The organism is Clostridium hydrogenum (genome assembly GCF_021432385.1).
Classification (GTDB): Bacteria; Bacillota; Clostridia; order Clostridiales; family Clostridiaceae; genus Clostridium_S; species Clostridium_S hydrogenum.
The window spans coordinates 1,117,222-1,143,530 of the sequence record NZ_JAEACT010000003.1; the positions used below are offsets into that span (position 1 = coordinate 1,117,222).

25 protein-coding genes, 2 tRNA genes and 1 other annotated feature are annotated in these 26,309 nt (G+C 31.6%); all 27 genes read right to left on the reverse strand.

What is annotated here, in order from left to right; genetic code table 11:
- Positions 1-7: 7 nt before the first annotated feature.
- Entirely contained in the window at positions 8-3,718 is a 3,711-nt protein-coding gene (gene rpoB, locus CUEA01_RS18175) for a DNA-directed RNA polymerase subunit beta (RefSeq protein WP_234123281.1), read from the reverse strand.
- 300 nt (positions 3,719-4,018) lie between these two features.
- A complete protein-coding gene (gene rplL, locus CUEA01_RS18180; RefSeq protein WP_234123388.1) occupies positions 4,019-4,387 on the reverse strand; it encodes a 50S ribosomal protein L7/L12 in 369 nt (122 codons plus the stop codon).
- Between the two features lie 156 nt (positions 4,388-4,543).
- A complete protein-coding gene (gene rplJ, locus CUEA01_RS18185; RefSeq protein WP_234123282.1) occupies positions 4,544-5,050 on the reverse strand; it encodes a 50S ribosomal protein L10 in 507 nt (168 codons plus the stop codon).
- Positions 5,051-5,144: 94 nt separating this feature from the next.
- Positions 5,145-5,278, reverse strand: a sequence feature (ribosomal protein L10 leader region).
- A 32-nt stretch (positions 5,279-5,310) separates the two neighbouring features.
- Positions 5,311-6,000, reverse strand: a complete 690-nt coding sequence (gene rplA, locus CUEA01_RS18190) for a 50S ribosomal protein L1 (RefSeq protein ID WP_234123283.1) — start codon at positions 5,998-6,000, stop codon at positions 5,311-5,313.
- A 66-nt stretch (positions 6,001-6,066) separates the two neighbouring features.
- A complete protein-coding gene (rplK, locus tag CUEA01_RS18195; protein ID WP_234123285.1) occupies positions 6,067-6,492 on the reverse strand; it encodes a 50S ribosomal protein L11 in 426 nt (141 codons plus the stop codon).
- 67 nt (positions 6,493-6,559) lie between these two features.
- Positions 6,560-7,081 carry a transcription termination/antitermination protein NusG gene (gene nusG, locus CUEA01_RS18200; protein WP_234123288.1) on the reverse strand — a complete coding sequence of 174 codons (522 nt, stop codon included), beginning with the start codon at positions 7,079-7,081 and terminating at the stop codon, positions 6,560-6,562.
- Between the two features lie 46 nt (positions 7,082-7,127).
- On the reverse strand, positions 7,128-7,352 hold the full coding sequence (secE, locus tag CUEA01_RS18205) for a preprotein translocase subunit SecE (RefSeq protein WP_234123289.1): 225 nt from the start codon (positions 7,350-7,352) through the stop codon (positions 7,128-7,130).
- A gap of 46 nt (positions 7,353-7,398) precedes the next feature.
- The gene (gene rpmG, locus CUEA01_RS18210) at positions 7,399-7,548 is read right to left on the reverse strand and encodes a 50S ribosomal protein L33 (RefSeq protein WP_234123290.1); all 150 of its coding nucleotides are present in this window, start codon (positions 7,546-7,548) and stop codon (positions 7,399-7,401) included.
- Between the two features lie 218 nt (positions 7,549-7,766).
- Complete coding sequence (gene tuf / locus CUEA01_RS18215) at positions 7,767-8,960, reverse strand: elongation factor Tu (RefSeq protein WP_234123273.1); 1,194 nt, start codon at positions 8,958-8,960, stop codon at positions 7,767-7,769.
- Positions 8,961-9,052: 92 nt separating this feature from the next.
- Positions 9,053-9,128, reverse strand: a tRNA-Thr gene (locus CUEA01_RS18220).
- 9 nt (positions 9,129-9,137) lie between these two features.
- Positions 9,138-9,212, reverse strand: a tRNA-Gly gene (locus CUEA01_RS18225).
- Positions 9,213-9,295: 83 nt separating this feature from the next.
- Entirely contained in the window at positions 9,296-9,937 is a 642-nt protein-coding gene (gene sigH, locus CUEA01_RS18230; protein ID WP_234123291.1) for an RNA polymerase sporulation sigma factor SigH, read from the reverse strand.
- A gap of 111 nt (positions 9,938-10,048) precedes the next feature.
- Positions 10,049-10,567, reverse strand: a complete 519-nt coding sequence (locus CUEA01_RS18235) for an NYN domain-containing protein (RefSeq protein WP_234123292.1) — start codon at positions 10,565-10,567, stop codon at positions 10,049-10,051.
- A gap of 4 nt (positions 10,568-10,571) precedes the next feature.
- A complete protein-coding gene (gene rlmB, locus CUEA01_RS18240; RefSeq protein ID WP_234123293.1) occupies positions 10,572-11,318 on the reverse strand; it encodes a 23S rRNA (guanosine(2251)-2'-O)-methyltransferase RlmB in 747 nt (248 codons plus the stop codon).
- A 32-nt stretch (positions 11,319-11,350) separates the two neighbouring features.
- Complete coding sequence (locus CUEA01_RS18245; protein ID WP_234123294.1) at positions 11,351-12,667, reverse strand: FAD-dependent thymidylate synthase; 1,317 nt, start codon at positions 12,665-12,667, stop codon at positions 11,351-11,353.
- Positions 12,654-13,088: a Mini-ribonuclease 3 gene (locus CUEA01_RS18250; RefSeq protein ID WP_234123296.1), complete on the reverse strand. Its 435-nt coding sequence runs from the start codon at positions 13,086-13,088 to the stop codon at positions 12,654-12,656. The genes CUEA01_RS18245 and CUEA01_RS18250 overlap by 14 nt, the downstream gene beginning before the upstream one ends.
- A gap of 215 nt (positions 13,089-13,303) precedes the next feature.
- Positions 13,304-14,815, reverse strand: coding sequence for a PPC domain-containing protein (locus tag CUEA01_RS18255; protein WP_234123298.1), 1,512 nt, complete (start codon positions 14,813-14,815; stop codon positions 13,304-13,306).
- Positions 14,816-15,069: 254 nt separating this feature from the next.
- The gene (locus tag CUEA01_RS18260) at positions 15,070-16,113 is read right to left on the reverse strand and encodes an acyltransferase family protein (RefSeq protein ID WP_234123300.1); all 1,044 of its coding nucleotides are present in this window, start codon (positions 16,111-16,113) and stop codon (positions 15,070-15,072) included.
- Positions 16,114-16,304: 191 nt separating this feature from the next.
- Positions 16,305-17,417 (reverse strand): acyltransferase family protein, encoded by a 1,113-nt coding sequence (locus CUEA01_RS18265; RefSeq protein ID WP_234123302.1) that lies wholly within the window; start codon positions 17,415-17,417, stop codon positions 16,305-16,307.
- 106 nt (positions 17,418-17,523) lie between these two features.
- Positions 17,524-18,306 carry a tryptophan synthase subunit alpha gene (trpA, locus tag CUEA01_RS18270; protein WP_234123304.1) on the reverse strand — a complete coding sequence of 261 codons (783 nt, stop codon included), beginning with the start codon at positions 18,304-18,306 and terminating at the stop codon, positions 17,524-17,526.
- Positions 18,296-19,480 carry a tryptophan synthase subunit beta gene (trpB, locus tag CUEA01_RS18275; RefSeq protein WP_234123305.1) on the reverse strand — a complete coding sequence of 395 codons (1,185 nt, stop codon included), beginning with the start codon at positions 19,478-19,480 and terminating at the stop codon, positions 18,296-18,298. Before trpB ends, trpA begins: the two co-directional genes overlap by 11 nt.
- Positions 19,477-20,094, reverse strand: a complete 618-nt coding sequence (locus tag CUEA01_RS18280) for a phosphoribosylanthranilate isomerase (RefSeq protein WP_234123306.1) — start codon at positions 20,092-20,094, stop codon at positions 19,477-19,479. The genes trpB and CUEA01_RS18280 overlap by 4 nt, the downstream gene beginning before the upstream one ends.
- Before the next feature lie 79 nt (positions 20,095-20,173).
- The gene (trpC, locus tag CUEA01_RS18285) at positions 20,174-20,956 is read right to left on the reverse strand and encodes an indole-3-glycerol phosphate synthase TrpC (protein WP_234123307.1); all 783 of its coding nucleotides are present in this window, start codon (positions 20,954-20,956) and stop codon (positions 20,174-20,176) included.
- Positions 20,957-20,958: 2 nt separating this feature from the next.
- A complete protein-coding gene (trpD, locus tag CUEA01_RS18290; RefSeq protein WP_234123308.1) occupies positions 20,959-21,960 on the reverse strand; it encodes an anthranilate phosphoribosyltransferase in 1,002 nt (333 codons plus the stop codon).
- Complete coding sequence (locus tag CUEA01_RS18295) at positions 21,941-22,528, reverse strand: anthranilate synthase component II (protein WP_234123309.1); 588 nt, start codon at positions 22,526-22,528, stop codon at positions 21,941-21,943. The genes trpD and CUEA01_RS18295 overlap by 20 nt, the downstream gene beginning before the upstream one ends.
- Positions 22,529-23,956, reverse strand: coding sequence for an anthranilate synthase component I (gene trpE / locus CUEA01_RS18300; RefSeq protein ID WP_234123310.1), 1,428 nt, complete (start codon positions 23,954-23,956; stop codon positions 22,529-22,531).
- Positions 23,957-24,632: 676 nt separating this feature from the next.
- A complete protein-coding gene (ilvB, locus tag CUEA01_RS18305) occupies positions 24,633-26,306 on the reverse strand; it encodes a biosynthetic-type acetolactate synthase large subunit (protein WP_234123312.1) in 1,674 nt (557 codons plus the stop codon).
- Between the last annotated feature and the right edge of the window lie 3 nt (positions 26,307-26,309).

Sequence of the window (26,309 nt, forward strand, 5' to 3'; positions counted from 1 at the left end):
CCATAAATTAATGTTCGTCATTAAAATCTTCAAGTTCTAATCCTTTTTGAAGATCATCTAAAGGTAAATCATCATAATCTATATCTAAATTTTCGTCATCAGTTTCAGATTCATCACCTTCGACATAATCGTCATCACTAACCGGAGGTACTGGTGAATCTTCATTACCCTCTATATTAACATTTAAATCTTCTAAATCTTCGTCAACAGATTCTTTAAGCTTAATTTCCTCATTGTTGTTAGACAATACTTTAACATCTAAACATAAAGCCTGCAATTCTTTAATAAGAACCTTGAATGATTCTGGAATTCCTGGTTCAGGTATATTTTCACCCTTAACTATAGCCTCATATGTTTTAACTCTTCCTACAACATCATCTGATTTTACTGTAAGAATTTCTTGTAGTGTATGAGCTGCACCATATGCTTCCAAAGCCCAAACTTCCATTTCACCAAATCTCTGACCACCAAATTGTGCTTTACCACCTAAAGGTTGTTGTGTAACCAATGAATATGGTCCTGTTGATCTAGCATGAATCTTATCATCAACCAAATGGGCAAGTTTCATTATATACATGTATCCAACAGTAACTCTATTATCAAATTCTTCTCCAGTTCTTCCATCATGTAATACAGTTTTACCATCTTCATCATATCCAGCTTTTTTAAGACATTCAACTATTTCAGGTTCAAGTGCTCCATCAAATACTGGAGTAGCAATGTGCCATCCTAGATTAGCTGCTGCCCATCCTAAATGTACCTCAAGCACCTGACCGATATTCATACGTGAAGGAACACCTAGCGGGTTAAGACATATTTGAAGAGGTCTTCCATCAGGTAAGAATGGCATATCTTCTTCTGGTAATACTCTTGAAATAACTCCCTTATTACCATGTCTACCAGCCATCTTATCTCCTACAGATATCTTTCTCTTTTGAGCAATATAGCATCTAACAAGTTCATTTACACCTGGAGGTAATTCATCGCCATTTTCTCTTGTAAATATTTTAACGTCAACTATTATTCCGGCTTCTCCATGAGGCACTCTAAGTGAAGTATCTCTTACTTCTCTTGCTTTTTCTCCAAATATTGCTCTAAGTAATCTTTCTTCTGCAGTTAATTCAGTTTCACCTTTTGGTGTTACCTTTCCAACTAGAATATCTCCAGATCTTACTTCTGCACCTATTCTAATTATTCCTCTTTCATCTATATCCTTTAACGCATCTTCTCCAACGTTAGGAATATCTCTTGTAATTTCCTCAGGTCCTAATTTTGTATCTCTTGCTTCTGCTTCATATTCTTCTATATGAATTGAAGTAAATACATCATCACGAACAAGCTGTTCTGAAATAAGCATAGCATCTTCGTAATTGTAACCTTCCCATGTTATGAATCCCATTCTTATGTTTCTTCCTAATGCTATTTCACCTAAATCAGTTGAAGGACCATCAGATAAAACAGTTCCTACTTCTACCTTTTCACCCTTGCTAACTATTGGTCTTTGATTTATGCAAGTTCCTGAGTTTGATCTCTTAAACTTCAATAGCTTATAAGTATCCATTCCGCCATCTTTGTCTCTTCTTACTCTTACTTGATTGGCACTTACATATTCAACGACTCCACTATTTTTAGCTTTAGGAAGTACTCCTGAATCTACGGCAGCCTTATATTCTATTCCAGTACCGACAACAGGCGCATCAGGTTTTAATAAAGGAACTGCTTGACGCTGCATGTTAGATCCCATTAGTGCACGGCTGGCATCATCATTTTCAAGGAACGGAATCATTGCTGTTGCAACAGATACCATCTGCCTAGCAGAAACGTCCATAAGATCAACTTCTGTATCTGGAACTATTAAAACTTCGTTTGGAATTCTTACTGTTACCTTCTTATCTACAAAATGACTATCTTCATCTAAAGGTTCATTTGCTTCTGCAATTAAGTATTGATCCTCTTCATCTGCTGTAAAATAACGAATTTCATCAGTTACCTTATGAGTAATCTTATCAACTATTCTATATGGACTCTCTATAAATCCATATTCATTTACTTTAGCATAAGATGCAAGTGAGTTTATAAGTCCTATATTCGGACCTTCTGGTGTTTCTATAGGACACATTCTACCATAATGTGAATGGTGAACGTCTCTTACTTCAAAGCCAGCTCTCTCTCTTGACAAACCACCTGGTCCTAAAGCTGATAATCTTCTCTTATGCGTAAGTTCTGATAAAGGATTTGTCTGATCCATGAATTGTGAAAGCTGAGAACTTCCAAAGAATTCTTTAATTGCTGCTGCAACTGGTCTAATGTTTATAAGTGCTTGTGGAGTTATGACTTCTTGATCCTGTATTGTCATTCTTTCCTTTACTACTCTTTCCATTCTTGAAAGTCCAATTCTAAATTGGTTTTGTAGTAATTCACCTACAGATCTAAGTCTTCTATTGCCTAAGTGGTCAATATCATCAACGTCACCTATACCATATGCCAATCCAATTTCATAACTAACTGTTGCATATATATCATCTCTGATTATATGTTTTGGAATTAATCTGTGAATTTCTTTTTTAAGCTGTCCTTTTATATCTTCTTCACTTTCATAATTATCCAAAATTTCTTTTAAAACTGGATAATGAACTAATTCCTTAATATTTAAATCGCTTATATCGAATTTTATGTAATTCTTTATATTGACAAAATTATTTCCTATAACACGTATAACTCTATCGTCTACAATTATATCGACAGAATTTATGCCTAGGTTTTGGATTTCCTGTGCTTTTTCCCTTGTGATTCTCTCGTCTTTTGCGACAATTATTTCTCCAGTTTCAGTGTTAACAACATCTTTAGCTGCTGTTTTATTTATTAGCCTTAAGCTTATAGCTAATTTTTTGTTAAATTTATATCTTCCAACCCTTGACAAATCATATCTTTTAGGGTCAAAAAATAATGATTCTATAAGAGAAACTGCGCTATCGACTGTTGGTGGTTCACCAGGTCTAAGCCTCTTATATATTTCTAAAAGCGCTTCTTCATGCGTTTTTGTATTGTCTTTTTCAATTGTAGCTTTTAATCTTTCTTCATCGCCAAAGTAATTTACTATTTCAGCATCTGAACCAAATCCCATGGATCTCACTAAAATTGTAATAGGCAATTTTCTAGTCTTATCAATTCTAACATACATAACACTATTAGAATCTGTTTCGTACTCTAACCATGCTCCTCTATTAGGAATTACTGTTGATGAGTACAATTTCTTTCCAGACTTATCTACAGCATAATTGTAATACACTCCAGGTGATCTTACTAGCTGACTTACGATAACTCTTTCTGCACCGTTAATAACAAATGTTCCTTGCTCTGTCATTAATGGGAAATCTCCCATAAATACTTCTTGCTCTTTAACTTCTCCTGTTTCCTTATTGAGAAGTCTAACTTTCACCTTTAATGGTGCTGCATAAGTAGTGTCTCTTTCCTTACATTCTTCAATAGTGTACTTGATATTTTCTAAATCAAGCTTATAGCCAACAAATTCTAAAACAAGATTGCCAGTATAGTCTTGAATTGGATTAATATCATCAAATATTTCTTGAAGTCCCTCATCTAAAAACCATTGATATGAATCTAATTGAACCTCAATGAGATTTGGCATCTTACCAATTTCATTAAGTTTTGAGAAACTCATTCTCGTTCTTTTACCGACTTGGACAGGATGTACCATTAGCTTTCACCCCTTGTATAAACTAAAATAACCAAAAATGATCATTTGAAAGTTCACTTTTGGATTGTTTACAATAACTATCTTTTTATTATATCCATATTTATACTAAAAATTCAGTTAAATGAAAAAAATTTATAATAAGCCTTATAAATCTTCGCATTTAGTTATTTTACCACAATGAACTATAAAAGTCAACATTAATAATAATAAACTTAAAAACTTATTAAACCTCTAGGTATACCTTCATAAAACCGTCTAAAAAAAGGGCACTCCTATGAGTGCCCTTTTAATAAGTCTTTACTACTTTAATTCTGCTTTTGCACCAGCTTCTTCAAGTTTTGCTTTCATAGCTTCTGCTTCTTCTTTAGCTACGCCTTCTTTAATTGTCTTAGGAGCTCCATCAACTAATTCTTTAGCTTCTTTTAATCCTAATCCAGTTACTTCTCTAACAACTTTTATAACTTTGATTTTTTGTGCACCAGCTTCTGCTAATACTACATCAAAATCAGTTTTTTCTTCAGCTGCTGCACCAGCACCTGCTGCTGCGCCTGCTGCTGCTACTGGAGCTGCAGCGCTTACTCCAAATTCTTCTTCACAAGCTTTTACTAACTCGTTTAATTCTAATACAGTCATACCTTTTACAGCTTCAATTATTTCTTCCTTTGACATTGCCATTATATAGCACCTCCGAATTATTTACATTAATTTTATTTTTTCTTACCTAGATAAACCAGTTCAACTACCAAAATCAATTTTCACCATAATGCTTAAAAAATAGCATTTTGGTATAAATTAATTTTGAAGTTTCAAAAGCTTTATCTCTAATTATGCCTGTTCCTCAGATTGCTTCTTTTCTTGAATTGCATTTAAAACATAAGCAAATTTTGATAATGGAGCTTTGAAGCTTCCAAGTAATTTTGCAATAAGGACATCCTTTGGTGGTACGGAAGCAAGTTCCTTAACCTTATCAGCATCAAATACTTCTCCACTTACTAATCCAGCAACCAATTCCATTACTTTATGATCTTTTGCAAAATCATTTAATATTCTTGCAGGAGCTGTTACATCATCGTAAGACATAGCAACTGCTACTGGTCCTTCAAAATATTTTGTAATACCTTCGTGACCTAATTCATTTGCAGCTCTTGTAGCTAAAGTATTTTTGTATACCTTGTATTCTACTCCAGCTTCTCTTAATTTTTTTCTAAGTTCAGTATCCTCTTCAACAGTTAATCCTTGATACTTAACCAATATTACTGCTTGAGCTTTACCCATTTTTTCTTTTATCTCAGCAACTTTTTGTTCTTTTAATTCTCTAAATTTATTTGGCACTGTGTATTCACACCTCCTCACAGTTTAAAACTGCTCTAATAAGAATTGAAATGTAAAGTCTCATTCAATTTGATAAATTCCTATAAGAAATATTTAACAAATAATTAAAGGCCCCTCCGTAAAAGCGCGAAGAGACCTCATAAACTTATATATCGGAATCCTCGGTTGGTTGGCATTGCCTTTACGTCTTACGACACCCACTATCTACGGAGTATTTACATATTCAATTTCAAACTTTTTAATATAACCAAAAATCAATATTAATCTAAAACTTTAGTTGTGTTAATCTTTATTCCAGGTCCCATTGTTGATGAAACCGATACAGATTTAATATATTGACCTTTAGCTGATGCTGGTTTAGCTTTAACAATTGCTTCCATCATAACATGAAAGTTTTGAACTAGCTTTTCTGTTCCAAATGAACTTTTTCCAACTAAAACGTGGATTATAGCAGTTTTATCAACTCTATACTCAACTTTACCAGCTTTAATTTCTGATAATGCTTTCGCAACATCAAATGTAACTGTTCCTGATTTAGGGTTTGGCATTAAACCTTTTGGTCCTAATACTCTTCCTAATCTTCCTACTACACCCATCATATCTGGAGTAGCAACAACAACATCGAAATCAAACCAATTTTCGTTTTGAATTTTAGCAGCAAATTCATCTGCTCCAACATAATCTGCTCCAGCTTCTTCAGCTTCTTTGGCTTTATCGCCTTTAGCAAAAACTAACACTTTAACTGTTTTACCTGTACCATGTGGTAAAACAACTGCACCTCTTACTTGTTGATCTGCATGTCTTGGATCTACTCCAAGTCTAACAGCAAGTTCTACAGTTTCATCAAATTTAGCTTTAGATGTTTTTGTAACTAAATCCATAGCTTCACTTGGTGTATATAAAGCATTTTTGTCAACAAGCTTTGCGCTTTCAACATAATTCTTTCCCATTTTTCTTCCTCCTTTGTGGTCTTAATGGCATAATTTAGATTATACCTCCCACATTTTAAAGACAAACTATTTTTCTACTTCTACGCCCATACTTCTGGCTGTTCCAGCTATCATGTTCATAGCAGCTTCTAATGATGCTGCATTTAAATCTGGCATCTTAGTTTCAGCGATTTGCTTAAGTTGATCTTTTGTTAATTTACCAACTTTTGTTTTGTTAGGAACGCCTGAACCACTTTCTATTCCCAATGCTTTTTTAATTAATACAGCTGCAGGTGGAGTTTTTAATATAAAACTAAAAGATCTATCCTGATAAACTGTAATTACAACTGGAATAGTTAATCCTGCTTGATTAGCAGTTTTAGCATTGTATTCCTTACAAAATGCCATGATGTTTACACCATGTTGTCCAAGAGCAGGACCAACTGGTGGAGCTGGAGTTGCTTTTCCTGCAGGCAATTGAAGTTTTATTAAACCTACTACTTTCTTTGCCATGTTACTTACACCTCCTACAATTACAATAGTTAAATTTATTGATATAACAAGACAATGTCTTATTTCTTCAATCTAACTTCTCTATTTGATTAAAATCAAGTTCAACAGGTGTTTCCCTGCCAAACATGTTGACCAAACCTTTAAGCTTATGTTTTTCAACATTAATTTCCTGAATTAATGCAACTTGATCAAGCAATGGTCCAGAAATAACCTTCACATTTTCGCCAACATTAACATTAATATTAACTACTTTTTCCTGTATGCCCATTGTTTCAACTTCCTCTTCTGTTAAAGGAACAGGTTTTGATCCAGGTCCAACGAACCCAGTACATCCTCTTGTATTTCTTACAACATACCAAGATTCATCAGTCATTATCATTTTAATCAAAACATAACCAGGAAACACTTTCTTAAGTGTTACCTTCTTTTTACCATCTTTTTCTTCAATTTCCTCTTGCATTGGAACCTGTATATCAAATATAAGGTTTTGAAGATTTCTATTTTCAATGGTTTTTTCGATATTTGCTTTTACTTTATTTTCATACCCTGAATATGTATGAACAACATACCATCTAACTTTTTCACTCATAATTAAAGGCACAGGATACTCCCGAACCCATAACCTCCCTTACATCTTATTTAAAGATCACCTTAAAGAGGTTATTAAAGCCATAATCCATTACTGCCACTATTACCACACAAATGGCACAAAATACTACTACTGCTATTGTTGATTTTTTAGTATTTTCTTTTGAAGGCCACGTAATTCTATGCGTTTCAGCCATAAGGTCCTTAAAGAATCCAACGAAACCTTTTAAGGGTGACTTTTTTATATTATCATTCTTTACATTGGCAGCCATTTTTATTCACATCCTAAAAGTTATTACAAAATACGGCTTAAATTTCTTATTTTGTTTCTTTATGAAGTGTATGTTTGTGGCAAAATGGACAATATTTTCTCATTTCCAATCTATCTGGATCATTTTTCTTGTTTTTCATTGTGTTGTAATTTCTCTGCTTGCATTCTGTACATGCTAATGTTACCTTTACTCTCACAATCTACACCTCCCAGTTCTGCAGAAAAAAGTCTGTTCTTTCTTAAAATACGCACTACCTCATTATTCTATCATAATTCGAGTTGTTTGTCAACTAAATTAATGCATATTTTTCATAAATAATAAAGTACTTCAAATAAGGTGATTTTTTTCACTATTATTTTTAATTTGCATACAAACGGATCAGGTTTTGCCTAATCCGTTCAAATAGAATAAATACTATTCTACTATAGTAGTAACAACTCCAGATCCTACTGTTCTTCCGCCTTCTCTTATAGCGAATCTTAAGTTTTCACTCATTGCTACTTTTGTTATTAATTCAACTGTCATGTCTATGTGATCTCCTGGCATTACCATTTCTACTCCTTCTGGTAATTGGATTGATCCTGTTACGTCTGTTGTTCTGAAGTAGAATTGTGGTCTATATCCGTTGAAGAATGCTGTATGTCTTCCGCCTTCTTCTTTCTTTAATACGTAAACTTGACCTACGAATTTATGGTGTGGTGTTATTGATCCTGGTTTTGCTAATACTTGACCTCTTTCGATATCATCTCTTTGAACACCTCTTAATAATGCTCCGATGTTATCTCCTGCCATTGCTTCATCTAGTAACTTTCTGAACATTTCTACTCCAGTTACTACTACTTTTCTTGTCTCTTCACTTAATCCTACAATTTCAACTTCGTCTCCAACGTGTAATATTCCGCTTTCAACTCTTCCTGTTGCAACTGTTCCTCTTCCTGTTATTGTGAAGATATCTTCGATTGGCATTAAGAATGCTTTATCTGTTGCTCTTTCTGGTGTTGGTATATATTCATCTACTGCTGCCATTAAGTCTCTTATTGGTTTTGTTGCTTCTGCATCATCTGGATTTTCTAATGCTTTTAACGCACTTCCTACTACGATTGGTGTATCGTCGCCAGGGAATCCATATTCATTTAATAATTCTCTTACTTCCATTTCAACTAAGTCGATTAATTCTGGATCGTCAACTTGGTCTGCTTTGTTTAAGAATACTACTATATATTGTACTCCAACTCTTGATGCTAATAGTATGTGCTCTCTTGTTTGTGGCATTGGGCCATCTGCTGCACTTACTACTAATATTGCTCCATCCATTTGTGCTGCTCCTGTTATCATGTTCTTTACATAGTCAGCATGTCCTGGGCAGTCTACGTGAGCATAGTGTCTGTTTTCTGTTTCATACTCAACGTGTGCTGTGTTGATTGTTATTCCTCTTTCTTTTTCTTCTGGTGCTTTATCAATTTCATCATATTTGAAGGCTTTTGCTTTTCCTTCTTTTGATAATATTGTTGTTATTGCTGCTGTTAATGTTGTCTTACCATGGTCTACGTGACCTATTGTTCCTATGTTTACATGTGGTTTGTTTCTTTCAAATTTTTCCTTTGCCATTTCTGGTTCCTCCTTATATTTTGGTTAACCAATTTATGATGAAATTCAAAGTTTTCATCATGTAAACTGTTCCCGGTGTGTTGTATGTAATTTGGAGCCCACGACCAGATTTGAACTGGCGACCTCCACCTTACCAAGGTGACGCTCTACCTGCTGAGCTACATGGGCAACACTTTTTGGAGCGGGAAACGGGTATCGAACCCGCGACACCCAGCTTGGGAAGCTAGTGCTCTACCACTGAGCTACTCCCGCACATTCAGTAATTAAATACATAGTTTTAACCATGTAACAATTATTTATTTTACTATCAACGAATTTCTTTGTCAATACACAACTTACCTTTTTTCTAAGCACTTTTCCAATTTTCTTTTAACTCTTTGAAGTGCATTATCAATAGATTTTGCACCTCTATCTAAATCACAGGCTATTTCTTGATAAGATTTTCCATCTAAATATGACATTAATACTTCCATTTCTAAGCCTGACAATACTTCCCCTATCCCTGTTTTTATCTTATTGACTTCTTCTTTACTTATAATTAATTCTTCTGGATCTGCAACTTTCAAACTAGATATGACGTCAAATAATGTTCTATCTGATTCTTCATCATATATAGGTTTATTAAGAGAAATATAAGTATTTAGTGGAATATGTTTTTGTCTTGTAGCTGTCTTTATAGCCGTAATAATTTGCCTTGTTATACACAGTTCTGCAAATGCCTTAAATGATGATAATTTATTTGGCTTAAAATCCCTAATAGCTTTATAAAGACCAATCATACCCTCCTGACAAATATCCTCTCTATCTGCACCTATTAAAAAATATGATTTTGCCTTGGCCTTGACAAAATTTTGATATTTAGTTATTAAATATTCCTGAGACTTCTTGTCACCTGCTTTAGCCATCATAACTATTTCTTCATCTAACTTATCTTCATATTCAATATCATTATTAGTTATAGCTGCATCCTTACTCAATTATAAATTCCCCCTATGCATGTAGATAAACCTTTTCAGCTACCATATCACTTACCCATTATATTCCTAGTAAATATTTTACAAGTAATTTTTTTACAAGTCAACCTTTTTTTACTTCTGTTTTCTTATCTTATCTAGTTTTTCAAAAATATCTTTAGATATTCTATCCTCTACTCTATTATATTTTTTTCCTGCATTCATTTTTTCTGTTCTAATATCTATCTTTGCTTTGACATTCATTACTTCGCCATAAAATTCCATGGATGACATTCTTGTAGAACCTCTTTGAAAAATCACCTGCTGTTCTAAATTATCGGAGGTAACAACAGAAACTTCAACTTTTCTTCCAATCTTGCTTACATATCTTTCTATATAGCTATCTGCAGTTTCCGATTCTTTTGTATATACTACATTAAGATTAGGAGTTATTTTTATCTTTTTCTCCGGATTTCCTTGTATGAGATGTGCATCAAACACCAAAAAAATCTTATATCCTTTATAAGCACAATAATCTACTAATATTTCAATCAGCTTTTCTCTCGCACTTTCTAAATTTATGTTATTTTTTATATTATTGAGCTCTCCCCAACTATTAATAACATTGTATCCATCAACAAATATTGTTTTCAAGGTTTTATCCTCTTTTTATCCTCTGCTTAAGTATCTCATACATTATTATTCCTCCTGCAACAGAAGCATTTAAAGATGTTATTTTACCAACCATAGGTATTTTTACAAGTACATCACATTTTTCCTTCGTTAATTTTCCCATTCCATGACCTTCACTGCCTATAACAAGTGCAGCAGCGCCTGTTAAATTTGCATCAAAGCAGTAATCTTTTCCTTCCATCTCAGCACCATAAATCCATATGTTGTTTTCTTTAAGCTTATCTATTGCTGCATTAATATTATTTACCTTTGCAATTCTCATATGTTCTACAGCTCCAGCAGAAGATTTATAGACAACAGCTGTTACACCTACATTTCTTCTTTTAGGAATTATAACACCATGGACTCCACATACCTCTGCTGTCCTTATTATTGATCCAAAATTATGTGGATCTTCTATTTCATCTAAAACAATTATAAATGGATCTTCGTTTTTGCTTTTTGCATATTCTAAAATGTCCTCAACTTCATAATACTTATATGGGGTTGTTTCTGCTATAACACCCTGGTGTGATTTTGTTTGAGACATCTGATCAAGTTTTTTTCTATCGACATATTTTACAGTTATTTTCTTTTCCTTTGCCATAGCTAAAATTACATTTATTGATCCTTCTTTTTGACCATTTGCTATAAATAATTGTTCAATAGTTTTTTCATTTTTAATCGCCTCTATAACTGCGTTTCTTCCTTCTATTATGTTCTCGTTTTCCATAAAAATCTCTCCTAATTATTCTTTTATCTATATTATGACATAAATTTTTCTTTCATAAACATTTGCTTTCCACAAGTTAGTTTTCCTTCTTTACACTTTCCATAAACACATGATGGCAAAGCATTTGTATATAATATCTCAGATAATTCTCTTAATATCTCTAATTTTTTTGTTGATAATTCTCTTATTTCCCATTGAGCATTTAAACAAATTCGTTCTGCTAACATTTTAACATCAATTCTAGCATTCGTAGATATTATAAGCTTCACTTGATCACAATTTAATAAAAAGTTAACAGCCTTTTCTTCACTATATTTTTCGGCAATATACCTTCTAAAGTTTTTAAATTCTTTTGTTAAATCTAAAAATTCATCGTTAAATTTAGATTTTATTATAGTTGGTGGTACTTGAACCGGCCTTTCCATATCTTTAATTATGGTAGATAATTCTTCTCGATGATTTTCAGACAGTCTATGTCTTAATTGCTGATGATAAGTAACCATGCTGCACATCATTCCAAATGTTGTTCTTGCTTGTTCTGCTATGCTTTCATGTCCATATCCTAATACTCTATTTGCTACACTTTTAGCCTTTTCTTGTGCCTCTTCTCCCCAATTTTCCAATACTTCTGATGGTTTTTTTTCATTTGAACTAGTTATTGCTCCAAGTCCAGTTTTCAAATCCAAATTATTAAATGCATTAATTAATACCATTTTATTATTATTATTATCTATTTTATCGAATTCTGTTTTATAATAACCTTCAACTAATTTTATATTATAATCCCTTTTTACTTCTAACAATAAACTTAATAATTTAGCTGGCAAAAATTTTTTTAATTCTTTTTTTATATCTGCCAATATATATGTATATCTATTATCATTTAAAAGTGCAAATAGATCTATAAGCTTATTTCCACTCATTGATACACTTACATTAGTTTTTACCGCCATTGGAAGTATGTATCTTGCATCCTCAATTGGAATTCCATATAAATAATTTTCTGCCTTAGGTCTTCCTTTAAATTCCCCTTCTTTTGATTGAGACATATTATTGTACAGCTTAAAAGCTTCATTGATTAATTTACGTGCTTTATCACTATCTTCTTTTTCAAGCTCTGGAAGCGTAAAAGAATCTTCCTTCATAGTCACATATCTTTGACTTTGCTGCACATATGAATCTTTTAATTCACAAATCAAAGTACTTTGTACCCTATTAATGCCTTCAAGAATAAAATAAACATTGGAGTACTTTAAGCATTCTCTAAGCTCATTTTCACTTATATCTTCTTTTTTTATAAATTCTTCAACTTTATCCAAACCGGTATGCTCAAAGTTAGTTATTTTCATTTTGCTCCAACTCCTTAATTTCAATAATCTTTTTCAAAAAACAATTTAATCTTTCCATCTGCTCTGTTATATAAAGGTATCCCATTAAAGCTTCAAAACCTGTTGCTGCTCTATATTCACATATATCTGCATTTTTAGGCGAAGTTGCTGATTTTGTATTTCTCCCTCTCTTGTATATGCTCATTTCTTCTTCATTTAATTCATCTAAAAGTTTTTTCATAAACTCGCTTTGCCCATGAGCCTTTACAAATTCTATAGCTTTTACATGCAACTTATGTACATTCATATTCGTGTTCTTATCAACTAAATATATCCTAACGAAATTTTCATAAACAGCATCACCTATGAATGCAAGTACAAGTGGGTTAAGCTGTCTAGCACGTTCTTTCGTAAATTTGTTACTAAAAATATCAAAATCCATAAAATTTCTCCTTAATGTTTAATACTAAACATGATTATAACATTTTTGATGATATAATTGCAGTGCAAAAATAATAATTTATGAGAAAACTTTAACATCTGTTAATAAATAATATTATAAAAAATAAAAAACTCAAATCTAATATTTACTTTTCACACCAAACATTAGATTTGAGTTAATATATACTAATATTTTATTGTATTTTTCATATAGTCCTAATTAGAACTCATATTAAGAGTATATCCTTGTGCTTTACTACTGCTTATTTTTATATAATACGTTCCAGCTTTAAGCGTTTTACTTAAATTAGTAATTCCCTCATCAGAATATGACTCATCTATAGAACTATCATTATCAGCATTTTTATCAAATAAATATAAAGATATATCTTCTCCCTCATCAGTGCTTATATTAAAGTTTACATTTTGATCAGAAGTTAATACAACTTTATACCAATCATCCTCATTAGTTTTTCCTAATTCATTTGTATACCCTATATGTCCAGTTTTTGTATCCCCCAAACTCATATTTAATGCATGTAAATATGTTCTATCATTAGTTCCATCATTCTCCAAACTACTTGAAGTTAAACTTGTTGTTAAATTATAACTTCCATAATTACCATTCACATTTGCAACTCTTATATAATAAGTTCCTGCTTCCAATGCACTGGATATGTGCTGAACTGAATTATTACCTTTGGTTGATTCTGAAATTTCTGATCCATTATCCCCATCTTTACCATATAGATATAAATATATCGGATTACCATCAACCTGTTCCAATGTAATATCTAATGCTCCATCTTTGTCCAAAGTTACTTTGTAAAAATCAGAATTGTCTACACTGCTATCTTCACGTGCATAACCCAAATGACCTTTAATCGAATCATTTTCAGATATTATTTGTGAATTTAAGTATGTGTCATTATCTTCATTATCATTTTCAGAAATATTGTAATCATAGTCAACATTCATTTTAAAAGTACCTTCATGTTCACCCGATACTTTTATATAATATGTACCTGGTTCTAAACCTTGATTTAGATTTACAATAGACTTACTATCATAATTATGTTCTGCTATAGGATTATCATTATCACCATTCTTACCATATAAGTATACATATATAAGTTGGTTTTCATTTTGCTGAAGTGTTAATTTTAAGTTACAATCCTTACCAACCACAACTTTATACCACCTACTGTACCACCAAATCCCATCATACGTAGAGCTAGTAAAAGAACCATCTATAGTTTCACCAAGGCTAATCTGGCTTGCATGCATATAGTTAATTCCATTTTGATCTGTATCAGCATTTCTTGAGGCATTTACTGTAGTAAAATTCATTTTGTATTTCTTATTATTATTTAAAAATATCTTTATACAGTAATTAGAATTTGCACAATATGGAGTTATTGGTTTAACTGTAATCTTATCCTTATCACTTATTGATATATTGGCTGGAATAAAATCCGAATCCTTTTGAATTAAAATCCCTTCAATTTTGTCAGATGTGATATCTGATGAAAAATTTATTGTCCACATTTTATCCAAACTTACATTATTCTTTTCTGGAAGTTCAATAAAATCATTTGATGATTGATTTTGCGAAAATAATTGTTTCTGATTATAATTATTAAATTTAAGAGTCTTTGCAAATGTTTTTTGATTAACTGCGATAACTGAAACCAAAAATACAAAAATACAAATAAAAAACTTTTTCATAATAGCACCCCTTTCTGTATATCAATTATATTATATGACATTTTTTTATTTTTTGGAACATATTTCATTATTTTAAAATTAATATACAAAAATAACTACATAAAACTACGATACTTTTTTTAATCGTAATTAGTTTATGTAGTTATAATTTTTCCGCATATATATTATGCATTGTTTAGGAAAAACTATTTTTATCCTATAATCTTAATGTTTATCTGCCACAAGAAATATGCATTTTTCTACCCTGCACTCTCTTAAAATATCTTTCTTCCTATTCTTTCTATTGCTTTAATAATTACTCTTAAAATTCCTCCCGCCACAATACAGGCTAATATTTCAATAATATTTCCCAAAAATCTACCACCAACTAAACTAGGAAAATTAAAATAAATTAGTATCTGCATTTCTACTAGATAAATTTCATAGGATATTCCACCTACAAAATCAAGAAGTTTACTCACAAATCCCAAATGTTGTAAAAAAATTGCTATAACCATAAAAAATATAGTTAAATTCAAACTATATAACCAGTAATACTCCTTGTTATATAAAAATATATAATGTACGCTTATACTTCCAATAAACAATACCAGTATCACAAGCTTATATGCGTTTTGAGTTAATAAATTTAATATTTTCTTCTCATAATTTGCAATCAAAACTCCTACTGGGAATACAATAAAATGTATAGAATACTGCCAAGATAGGTCACTTATTGGTTCTACAAATCTTAGCAACTTAAATAAATAAGAAAAATAAAATAAAAGGATAATATTCAATATTTTATTTTTGCTAATTTTATAAATAACAGAGAATATGAGATACCATAATAAAATAAAAGATATGTACCAATATGTACCATCCAATGTTCTTTTTAAATCGAATCCTGTAAAAAATATTATTAATTGAAATATTGTGTAATGAACATTTTCTCTATATATTCTCCAAAATACTTCAAATCCTATAACAATAATAAATGGTAGATATATTTTTTTTAATCTTTTTATAATAAATTCTTTACTTATTCCACTTTTTAGATAAGATTTATAAATACCATAACCAGATAATATTAAAAAAATGTCCACGCCAATTGCTCCAAAATTTCCAACCATTCTTAAATCTAAATAACACATCAAGGTCATGTGCGCTAATAAAACCAAAATAATAGCTATTCCTTTTAATTGACATGTTAACTTTTTATCTATAATAACTCTATTATCATATTGATAATTACGATGAAAAGACACTAATATTGCTAATGACACTAACGTTAATATTTCAAGTGCGACTATATGCATTTTCAACATCCTTATAAATTAAAAATAGAACACAATATAATTTTTGTGTATCAATTATATTATGTTCTATTTTTATACATTTAAAACACATCTGAATGCCTTAAATCAACATATAAAATTATTAGTGCAGCAGCCTCATTAATGTAGTTATAGACTTTTCAAACATCTGCCATACTTTATTTGGCTATGTTTTAAATGCTTTTTGGCAAAAATCTATTATGAGTAATTTCTAATCCCTTACTGATTATTTTCTGTACAGCCTTAATAAACCACTTTAAAATAAAACCTACTGCAAAACAGCACAATATTTCAATAATATTACCCAAGAACTTATTACCAACTAAATTCGGAATATTTATATATATCAATATCTGCATTTCTACTAAATAAATTTCATAGGATATATTCCCTACAAAATTAAGAAATTTGCTCATAAAGCCTAACGATTGCAAAAAAATTGCTGTAACTATAAAAAACATTGCTACATTAAAATTGTAGAGCCAATAATAATCGCTATTATATGAAAATACATAATGTGCACTTATGCTTCCAACAACCAATATAGCTATCACAAGCTTATATACATTATTAGCTAATAGTTTTATTATTTTTCCCTCATAACTTGCAACTAAAACTCCAATTGGAAATGCAATAAAATGTATTGAATACTGCCACGATAAGTCTTTTACTGGATCTATAAATTTTGACACTTTAAATAAATATGCGAAATAAAATAAAAGGATTAAATTTAGTATTTTATACTTACTAAATTTATAAACAATAATAAATATCAAATACCATAATATAATGTAAGATATATACCAATATGTACCATCTAGTATTCTCTTTGCATCAAACCCTGTAAAAAAAGTTATTAATCTATATAGTGAATAATGTGCATTTTCACTATAAAATCTCCAAAGCACTTCAAACAAAACAACAATAATAAATGGTACGTATATTGTTTTTAATCTTTTTACAACAAATTGTTTACATATTCCTTTTTTTGTATAAGATTTATAAATACCATATCCAGATAATATCAAAAAAATATCTACGCCAATTGCCCCAAAATTTCCGATTGTTTTTAAATCCAAATAATACATCAATGTCATATGAGCTAGTACAACAAAAATAATAGCCATCCCCTTCAATTGGCACGTCAACTTTCTATCTATAATAGCCATTTTATCATATTCATATTTCCGATAAGAAGATAACAAAATTAACATTAGTACTACTGCAAATATTCCAAATACCACTACATGCATTTTTAACATCCCTTCATTTGCTATAATATACATTATAAATAATTTTTATAATAAATATACCACAAAGTTCACTTAAAAGATACAAATTGGTAACAAAAAATACAAAATAGCATTTGAAATTACATCTTATTTTGAAGTTTTATAGTACTTTATTTACGCCTAAAACAAACTCTCCAACCTTTTCTAAAGCATTTTCTTCATTTTCTATTATTTTCATTATTGCACTTCCTATAATTACTCCATCACAATAATTTTTAATTTTACTTGCCATTTCAGCATTTGATATTCCAAAGCCTATGCACTTGGGAACATCGGTAAATTTGGAAACAAGTTTTGTATAGTTCTCTATATCTGTTACAATAGAATTTCTAACTCCTGTAACTCCATTTGTAGACACACAATATATAAAGCCTTTTGCGTCTTCAACTATGCCTTTTATCCTATCTTCAGAAGTTGGTGCAACAAGAGGTATTATATAAATACCATACTCATCAGCAATTTTTACTATACTGCTTCTTTCTTCTAGTGGCAGATCAGGAATTATTATTCCATCGATTCCTGCCAGTTTAGAAGCTTCCATAAATTTTTCAACACCATATTTATAAACGCAGCCAAAGTAAACCATATAAACTAGAGGAATTTCTGTTTTTTTCCTTATTTCTATTACCATTTTCATTATATCTTTAATTTTCAATCCGTCTTTAAGTACCTTAGAAGAAGCTACTTGAATTACTGCTCCATCAGCAATTGGATCTGAATATGGAATTCCAAGTTCTATTATATCTGCCCCTTTTGAAGCTATTTGTATAACTAAATCCTTAGAGGTTTTTACATCAGGATAGCCGCTTGTTACAAATGCTATCATAGCTTTTTTATTTTTTTCCCTTAATTCTTCAAATTTTAAATCTATTCTATTTTTCATCAATTTTCCCCTCCAAATTATTCATTACTGTATTTACATCCTTGTCCCCTCTACCTGAAAGGTTTATAACTACCACTTCATTCTTTGACAAGGTAGGTACAAACTTCTTAGCATAGGCTACAGCATGTGAACTTTCAAGGGCTGGTATTATGCCTTCCTTCTCGGATAAATATAAAAATGCATCAAGTGCCTCTTTATCCGTAACCGTTTCATATGCTGCTCTATTTGTGTCCTTTAAATATGAGTGTTGTGGTCCAACCCCAGGGTAATCAAGTCCTGCCGAAACAGAATAGGCTGGTATTATCTGACCATCTCCATCTTGAAGTACATATGTCATCATTCCATGTATTATGCCTACACTTCCCTTTGTTAGAGTTGCCGCATGCATATCTGTATCAATGCCAAGTCCTGCTGCTTCAACTCCAATAAGTTTTACCTTTTTATCTTCTATAAATGGATAAAAAATTCCAGCAGCATTACTTCCACCTCCAACGCATGCAATAATATAATCCGGTAATTTTCCTTCTGCCTTAAGCATTTGCTCCTTTGTTTCTTCTCCTATAACTTTTTGAAAATCCTTTACTATTGTTGGATAAGGATGAGGTCCCATAACAGAGCCAATTACATAATAAGTTGTATCTATATTTGTGACCCAATTTCTCATAGCTTCATTAATTGCATCTTTTAAAGTACAAGAACCTGATTTAACTGAATTGACTTTAGCACCTAAAATTTTCATTCTAAACACATTAAGCGACTGCCTTTCTACATCTTCTGCACCCATAAAAACCTCACATTCCATACCAAATAAGGCTGCCGCTGTTGCAGTTGCCACACCATGTTGTCCTGCCCCTGTTTCAGCTATAACTTTCTTTTTTCCCATTTTTTTTGCTAAAAGTACTTGACCAAGAGCGTTATTTAACTTATGAGAACCCGTATGATTTAAATCTTCCCTTTTTAAATAAACCTTTGCCCCTCCTAAATCCTTTGTCATATTTTCTGCAAAATATAGAGGAGTTTCCCTTCCAACATATTTTTCAAGATAATACTTATATTCCTTTATAAATTCTTCATCCTTAATTGCTTTGTTATACTCCAATTCAAGTTCATTTATTGCATTCATTATAGTTTCTGGAACATATTGTCCTCCAAACTTTCCAAATCTTCCATTCATTTAAAATTCCTCACCTTCGTAATAAAATTTTTTATTTTTAGCTTATCTTTCACACCATTTGACTCAACACCACTTGAAACATCCACACCAAAGGGCTGTAGCTCCTTTATGCACTCTTGAATATTTTCTTCATTAAGCCCGCCTGCCACAAAAATAGGTTTTAAAATGCTATTTTTATATTTCTTAAGTATAGACCAATCAAATTTTTTTCCTGTTCCACCATTCCCATTTCCATCTAAACTATCCACAACAATGCCATTTACATTGTATAAACTTACTTTTTCAATATCGCTTTTAGAATTTATGCTAGCAGCCTTCCATACCTCATATGTTTTAAATTTTTCTAGATATTCATTCCCCTCATCTCCATGAAACTGAAGTACATCAAGCTTTAAAATCTTCGCAATACTTATTACTCTTGCATAAGACTCATTGACAAAAACGCCTACTTTTCTTATCTGTGGATTCAAACCCAAAATTAATTTTTGAGCTTCTTCAACAGAAACTTTTCTTTTACTCTCAGCGAACACAAATCCAACATAATCCGGCATAAAACTATTTACAATATCTACATCTTCTCCTCTCTTTATGCCACAAATTTTAACCTTTGCCATATTATCCCTCGCTTTAACAAATTATTTTTAATTTCTTATTTGTTGAACTTTCTGATATTTTTTGATTTATAATGTGACATTATTTTTTTGCTTGGCTTATAAATTCATTTATAAATTCTAAATTTTCTATATTACGCATAAAAGTTTCACCAATCAACACAGCATTAACTCCCGTCTCTGCAACATATTTAATGTCATCTGGATTTTTAATTGCACTTTCAGAAATAGCAATAGAAGTCTTTGGTACATATTTCATAAGTTTCTCCGTTGTCTTTAAATTCGTAGTAAAATCTCTCAAATCCCTATTATTTATACCTATGATTGAGCATCCAATATCTGCCGCTATTTTTGCCTCTTCTTCATTGTGTACTTCAGTTATAGAATTAAGTCCAAGTTCTATTGTTTTTTCATAAAAATACTTAAGCCTATCTTTTAGTACTGCTGCTATTAACAAAACTGCATCTGAACCTATAGTCTTTGCTTGATACAGCTGATATTCATCTACTATAAAATCCTTTCTTAACACAGGTTTAGACGAAATCTCTTTAACTTCTTTTATATATTCATCTTTTCCCAGGAAATACTGACTTTCAGTCAAAACAGATATGGCATCAATATCTATTTTTTCATATACTTCTGCAATTTTTTCTACGTTAAAATCTTTACGGATTACTCCTTTTGATGGGGATGCTTTTTTTATTTCTGCTATTATTGATATTTTTTCCTTATTTATTGCTGCCTTAAAATTTCTAACTACCCCATTGTAGTAAAATGCCTTCTCCTTCATTTCTTGAAGCTTCATAAATGCCTTTTCCTCTTCAAGCTGTTTTAATTTTACTTGTACAATATCATCAAGTATCATTTCTATTCACCTACCAACTCTTTATACTTAGAATAAGCAGTTCCTTCATCAATAAGCTTTTCTGCAAGTTTCACTCCAGCTTTTAAAGTATCTACAGCCTTTCCAACATAAAGTGCCGCAGCACTATTTAAAATTACAATATCCTTCCTTGGACCTTTTTCCCCTTTTAATATTTTTAGTATAATTTGAGCATTGTCACTTGGCGTTCCGCCTTTTATATCTTCAAGACTTGTTCTTCTTATATCGAAATCCTCTGGTTTAATAATATAATTTTTTATTTCTCCATTTGCTATTTCTGACACATAAGTTTCACCAGTAGTTGTTATTTCATCTAAGCCATCACTTCCATTTACAACAAGTGCTCTTTCCCTGCCAAGTTTTAAAAGTACCGTTGCAATAATTTCAGTCAAATTCTTATCAAAAACCCCTAAGACTTGCCCTTTTACATCACATGGATTTGTAATAGGCCCCAGTATATTAAATATTGTCCTCGTGCCTAAAGCTTTTCTAACAGGTGCAACATTTTTCATTGCCTTATGATAATTTTGAGCAAAGATAAACCCCATACCCTTTTCATCAATAGCCTTTCCTACCTCTTCTTCTCCTAATTTTATGTTAAATTTAAGTTCATCTAAAACATCTGCACTTCCGCTATTGCTTGATACTGCTCTATTTCCATGCTTTGCAACCTTAACTCCACCGGCAGCAGCTACAATTGCCGCACAAGTTGAAATATTAAAAGTTTTTCCACCATCTCCACCAGTTCCACAGGTGTCTATAGCATAATTTGATTTTAAATTTACCTTAAGTGCATGTTCTCTCATAGCTTTAGCTGCACCTATTATTTCTTCCGTCGTTTCCCCTTTCATTTTAAGTGCAATAAGTAACGCCGATATTTGTGCTTCACTAACTATCCCATCCATTATTTTATTAATTGCTGCATAAGCTTCTTCTTCGCTCAAGTTTTTAAAATCAGTTACTTTTTTAATTGTTTCCTTTAACATTGCAAATCCCCCCTAAAAAATTTTTAATTATTTCTCTGCCGCATTCAGTAAAATATGATTCAGGATGAAATTGAAGTCCATACACCTGGAATTCTTTATGCTTTATTCCCATAATAACTCCATCTGCCGTTTCTGCTGTTACTTCAAGCTCTTCTGGCAGTGTTTCCTTTTTTGCTATAAGTGAATGATATCTCATAACCTTAAGGTTATCCTTTATTCCTTCAAATATATCCTTACCATTGTGCTTTATAAACGAAGTTTTCCCATGCATTATTTTGTCTGCTCTTACAACTTTTCCGCCAAAGGCTGCTGCAATAGATTGATGTCCTAGACAAATACCTAATATAGGCACAATACCTGAAAATTCTTTTATAACTTCTATAGATATCCCAGCTTCCTCTGGTTTTCCTGGCCCCGGTGAAATTATTATTCCTTCTAAATCCATTTTTCCTATATCCTCTATAGTCACAGCATCGTTTCTAACCACTTTTATATCTTTATAAATTTCTCCAACATATTGATAAAGATTGTACGTAAAGGAATCATAATTATCTATCATAAGAATCATTTATATCACTTCCCTTAATATTTTTGATTTGTTTAAGCTTTCCTCATATTCGTTTTCAGGTATAGAATCATACACAATTCCACCACCAGCTTGTGCATAAGCCTTTCCATTTTTTATTACAAGTGTCCTTATAGCTATACAAGTATCCATGCTTCCATCAAAGGAAAAATACCCAACTGCCCCTGCATAGCAACCCCTTCTGGTGTTTTCAAGTTTATCTATTATATCCATTGCTCTTATCTTAGGTGCACCAGATACAGTTCCTGCTGGTATACAAGTTTTAAGTGCATCAAAGCAATCATAATTTTCTCCAAGAACTCCAGAAACCTCTGAGACTATGTGCATAACATGTGAATATAATTCAATTTTCATTAACTTATCCACATTTACTGTGCCAAACTTGCTTATTTTTCCTATATCATTTCTTGCAAGATCAAGAAGCATTGAATGCTCAGCTATTTCTTTTTCATCGTTTATAAGTTCATTTTTTAATTTTAAATCTTCAACGTCATCTTTTCCTCTTGGTCTTGTACCTGCTATAGGATTAGTTATCACCTTATTTTTATAAACACTTACCAAACTTTCTGGCGAGGAACCTGTTATTTGAAATTCACCAAAATCTATATAAAATAAATATGGCGATGGATTTTGTCCTCTAAGCCTTCTATATATATCAAATGGATTTTCATCTGTATCTGCAGTAAATCTTTGAGATAAAACTACTTGAAATATATCCCCTCTTGCTATATATTCCTTTGCATCTTCTACCATTTTGCAAAACTCTTCTTTTTTAAAATTAGATACTATATTTGCAGACGATTTATTTTCTTTAAGGTCATGCAGTCCACTATTAGTTTTGATTTCCTTACTCATATTTTGTATTTCCATTTGTACTTCTTCAAAAGATATTTCATGTTCTGGAAACACATTGTAAATGTAAATTACCTTGTGTTTTAGGTTATCATAGCCTATTATTTTTTTATAAAACATCATCACCGAATCTGGTATTTGCAAATCATCTGGATTATTATCTGATATTCTTTCATACTGTTTTATAATGTCATATCCAATGTACCCTATAGCTCCACCTGAAAATGAATACTTACTTTCCTTTATTTCATACTTTTTAATCATTTTTTTTACAACAGCTAAAACATCTGATTTTACCTCCATGATTTTTTCATTTTCATGGATAACTACATGATTTTTGAAACCTTCAACAACTGCATAAGGATTTACTCCTGCAAAAGAATATCTTCCTTTAGGACTTTCAAAATAATTGCTTTCAAGAATAAATTTTTTATCACCACTTAAGTTAAGGAATATTGAAATTGGTGTTATTTCATCACAATTTTCTTCATAAACAACTTGAAAGGCTTTATTACTTTCCCTTTTTTCATTAAATTCTTTCTTTGAAATGTTATACATTACAAACAACCTCCTATACAAATATATTTAATACTCAGAATTTTCCGTATTTTTTCATTAAATTAATTCTTAATTCACATAATTTTAAACAGCAAAGAAATAGGAACGGATATAGAATCCGTTCCTATTTAGCTGCATTTCTAGCGAAATCACTAAAAAAAGACCACTTCATCCTTTTTATGGGACGAAGTGGTCGTGGTGCCACCCATATTTAGTTCAATTTATATATAACTGAACCCTTTATCAGATACGGAAATTTCTTTAATAGAATATCGATATCCTGTCTTTTTAACGGTAGACCTCCGGATACTACTACTTAGTCAATGCACAATTCACAGTGCACAGTTCACAATTAATGACAAATTATCTTCCTTGCGTCAGATAATTTTTTCAACTTGTTAAATAAGTTCATAGTATCACCTCACAGACCCATTCACTACAGGCTACAGTATCTGGCTTACACCACCCCAGACTCGCTTTTAAAATCTCGTACATATAGATATACCAGCTCAACTATTAAAATCAATTTGCATCATAATGCCAAGAAGACGGCATTTTGGTATATCTTTAATTACTCAATTTTCACTAAACTCCTAATAGTTACTTGCTTCTGCTCTTAGGTTATATTTTATTGCTTTACTACTTTATTCCTTTAAACTGTTATATTAATTTTACTCTAATTATCTTCAAAAGTCAACATATTTTCTATACTAGCTCCTGGTGGTACTATTGGAGTTGCCATTTCATCTTTATCAACATAAAAATCAACAACTACAGGACCATCATACTCCATAGCTTTTTTAAGAGCAGCCTCAACTTCTTCATTTGTGTTTACTCTTATTCCAAGTGCTCCATAACCTTCTGCTATTTTCACAAAATCAGTTTGCCTTTCCAAAGTTGTGCTTGAAAATCTCTTTTCATAAAATAAATCTTGCCACTGCCTTACCATACCCAAAACACTATTATTAAGCAAAATTATTTTAACTGGTAAATTGTATCTTACTGCTGTTGCAAGCTCATTACAATTCATTCTAAAACTTCCATCACCAGCAATATCAAAAGTCATTTTGTTTTTTCCAACACTAGCCCCAATAGCAGCGCCGAAGCCATACCCCATAGTTCCAAGTCCACCTGAAGTTAGGAAGGTTCTAGGTTTAGTATATATATATCCTTGAGTTGCCCAAATCTGATTTTGACCTACTTCTGTAGTAATCAATGCATCTCCATCGGTTAATTCATACAGCTTTCTAACTACATAAACAGGATTTACTGATGCCTTAGGGTCTATTTTTACTGATTTAGAATTATCATTTCTTAATAACTCCAATGCAAATTCAGTCCACTCATTTCTTTCTCTAGTTTCTAAATTACTGCAAACTTCTTTTAATACCTTCTTCACATCACCTATTACAAAGGAATCTGCTTTTATATTTTTAGATACTTCTGCTTCGTCTATATCTATATGAAGTACCTTTGCTTTCTTTCCAAAAGTCTTAGCGTTGCTTATAACCCTATCACTAAATCTTGCACCAATAGCTATTATTAAATCACTTTCACAAATGGATTTATTTGAAGCTGGTGTTCCATGCATCCCAACAAGTCCTGTATACATTGGATGCTTTCCGCTAAATGCTCCAAGTCCCATCATAGTTGAACATACTGGGCACTTAAGCTTATTTTGAAATTCCTCTAAAGCTTCCTGTGCTTCAGATATATTGCAGCCACCACCAACTACTATAACTGGTCTTTTGCTTTCATTTATTATTTCCACTGCATTATTTATCTGATTTTGATCAACATCATTACCTTTTTCATTTGAACTTACCTCTTGAACCTCATAATCATACTCAGCAGCTGTAATATCTTTAGGTATGTCAACTAGTACAGGTCCTGGTCTTCCTTCTTTTGCTATTTTAAATGCTTTTCTTATAATATCAGAAAGATCTTCAACTCTTCTTACAATAAAATTGTGTTTTGTTATAGGCATAGTTATTCCCGTAATAGCAACCTCTTGAAAGGAATCCTTTCCAATCATAGATGTTGATACCTGACCTGTAATTGCAACCATAGGCACAGAATCCATGTAGGCTGTTGCTATACCTGTAACAAGATTTGTAGCCCCAGGTCCTGAAGTTGCAAGACAAACTCCAACCTTACCTGTTGCCCTTGCATAGCCATCCGCTGCGTGAGCTGCACCTTGTTCGTGTGAAGTTAACACGCATTTTATATCTGAAAATGAATAAAGTGCATCATAGATGTTCAAAATGGCTCCACCTGGGTATCCAAAAATAGTATCTACGCCTTGTTCTTTTAAACATTCAAGTAATATTCTAGAACCGTTATACTTCACTTT